Annotated in this window: 2 protein-coding genes; both read left to right on the top strand. The window is 66.4% G+C overall.

The features are described 5' to 3' along the window. Positions 1 to 17: 17 nt before the first annotated feature. Positions 18 to 539, top strand: coding sequence for a hypothetical protein (locus tag VJS38_RS10835; RefSeq protein ID WP_324088158.1), 522 nt, complete (start codon positions 18 to 20; stop codon positions 537 to 539). 19 nt (positions 540 to 558) lie between these two features. After that, a partial coding sequence (locus VJS38_RS10830) for a TonB-dependent receptor plug domain-containing protein (protein WP_324088157.1) occupies positions 559 to 2,482 on the top strand: 1,924 nt, incomplete at its 3' end.

Here is a 2,482-nt window from a genome sequence, read left to right as displayed (position 1 = left end):
CAAACAAATCGCTTTCATTGCGAAGCAATCTCCTGTGCGCCGCTTTGGCGGTCGCTTTTCTTTCCGGTCCGGGGTTGGCGCAGGCCGATCCCGCGAAAGACCTGCAGGTCGCCGGACGCGCGTTGACCTTCCTGGAAAACGGACCCACCGGCCACGCCACCATCGGCGTGGTCTTCGACCCGGCAAAGCCGGCGTCCGTCGCGGAAAAGAACGCCGTCATGGCTGCGATCGGAGGCGGCTACAGCGCCGGCTCCGTGACCCTGGTGGGCAAGCCCGTCACCGTCGATGAAGTCGGCGGCGCCGGCGGGGTCAGCGCCTTCTACGTCCCCGGCGGCGTGAACTACGCCGCGGTCGGTGCGGCGGCGAAGGCCCGCAAGCTGGTGACCATCGGCTCAGCGTCGGCGTGCGTGAACAGCGGCGCCTGCGTCATGGGCGTGACCACCGAGCCCAAGGTCGAGATCACCGTGAACCGGGCGGCGGCCGCCGCCGTGGGAGCGTCCTTCAAGGCCGCCTTCCGCATGATGATCAAAGAAATCTGATCGGCAGAAAGCAGAACCCATGAAAAACCGAAATTCTTTCGCGGCCGGCGTCGCCGGCCTCGCGCTCGCCTGCTCGCTGCCGGCGGCCGCCCAGTCCATCGACTACGGCTCGCTCGAACAGGTGTTCAACGAACCGGTCACCACCAGCGCGACGGGCTCGCCGCAGCGCGCCAGCCAGGCCCCGGTGGACATGGACATCATCACGGCCAAGGACATCGAGCGCTCCGGCGCCACGGACCTGCCGACGATCCTGTCCCGCGTGGCGGGCCTCGACATCCTGCCCTGGAGCGCCGCCGCGGCCGACATCGGCGTGCGCGGCTATGACACCCAGATGTCGCCGCGCCTGCTGGTGCTGGTGAACGGCCGCCAAGTCTACCTCGACTTCTATGGCTACACCGCCTGGTCGGCGCTGCCGGTCCGGCTGGAAGAGATCCGCCAGATCGAGGTGATCAAGGGCCCGAACGCGGCCCTGTTCGGCTTCAACGCCGTCTCCGGCGTGATCAACATCATCACCTACAACCCGAAGTACGACGACAAGAGCTTTGTCAGCGGCCGCGTCGGCGCCCACGGCTACAGGGAGGCCTCCGCCGGCGGCGCCTTCAGGTTCGGCGATCGCTTCTCCGGCCGCCTGACCGGCGGCGTCTCGAAGCAGGACGAGTTCAAGAACAGCATTGCTGGAACCTTCGACGCCGACAGCCGCGCGACGGCGAACCTCGACACCGTTACTCAGCTGGCTGACAAGCTCTCGCTGCGCGTCGAGGGCGGCTGGAGTCACAGCCTCGAGAATGAGCCGCCGGCCGGCGCGGGCTACTTTGCTACGAAGTATGTCACTTCGAACCTCAAGGGCACGCTGGACTGGGACACCAAGATCGGGGCGCTGCAGGCCCAGGCTTACGAAAACCGCGTGACTATGAAGCTCGGCAGCAACTTCGCCGTGGTGAACAACAAGCTGACGGTCGTCGGCGCCCAGGACCTGTTCAAGATCGGCGCCAGGCACACGTTCCGCATCTCGACCGAGTACCGCACGACCAATCTGCCGAGCTTCGGCGACAGCCTGATCGAGTACGACGTGAAATCGATCGCCGGCATGTGGAACTGGCAGGCGCTGGACAAGCTGAGCATCACGGCGGCGGCACGCTATGACGACCTGAAGCTGAAGCTCCAGGCCGGAACCCTGCCCAGCATTCTGGGCGTGCCCTCGGGCGCCCGCTTCGATCGGCGAATCACTCAGCCGAGCTACAACGCCGGCGTCGTCTGGTCGGCGACTGAGGTGGACACCCTGCGGGCGACCTACGCGCGGGGCTCGCAGATCCCGTCGCTCTGGTCGCTGGGCGCGCTCCTGCCCATTGGTTCGAACCTGGTCTATAGCGGCGACGCGAGGCTGGAGCCGACCGTGGTGACCAACTACGGCCTCTCCTATGACCGGTCCCTGCCGCAGATCGGCGGCAGCGCCAGCGTCCGGCTCTTCTATCAGAAGTCCAAGGACATCGTCGGCCAGCCCGACAGCTCGCGCCCCGACATCGTGTCGCCGGCCGTCACAATCTTCCAGTACGCGAACGTCTCCAACTCCAAGGTCAAGGGCGTCGAAGCGGTCATGAAGGGCGCCTATAAGAACGGCGTCCGCTGGACTGCGAACTACACCTACACCGACGTCAGCGACAGTCCGAAGGCGCGCTATGCCGGCGACATTCTGTTCGGCAAGCTGGCGGCCTTCGCCCTGACCACGCCGAAGAGCCGCGCCAACCTGAACGTCGGCTGGGACAATGCGCAGTGGAGCGTGGACGGCTTTCTCCGTTACCAGAGCAAGTATCAGATGGCGGCCATAGGCGCCGATGTCGGCGCCCGGCGCCAGGTCGACGCCTACGGCACGCTCGCCGCCCGCGTGGCCCGCAGCTTCGACCACGGCTTGATCGTCGCGGTCAGCGGTCAAGGCCTGACGCAGA

Origin of the sequence: Phenylobacterium sp. (genome assembly GCF_035276905.1) — a bacterium.
Taxonomy (GTDB): Bacteria; Pseudomonadota; Alphaproteobacteria; order Caulobacterales; family Caulobacteraceae; genus Phenylobacterium.
Note: the sequence above shows the minus strand (reverse complement) of the source record. Positions and strands in the feature narration are given on the sequence as shown.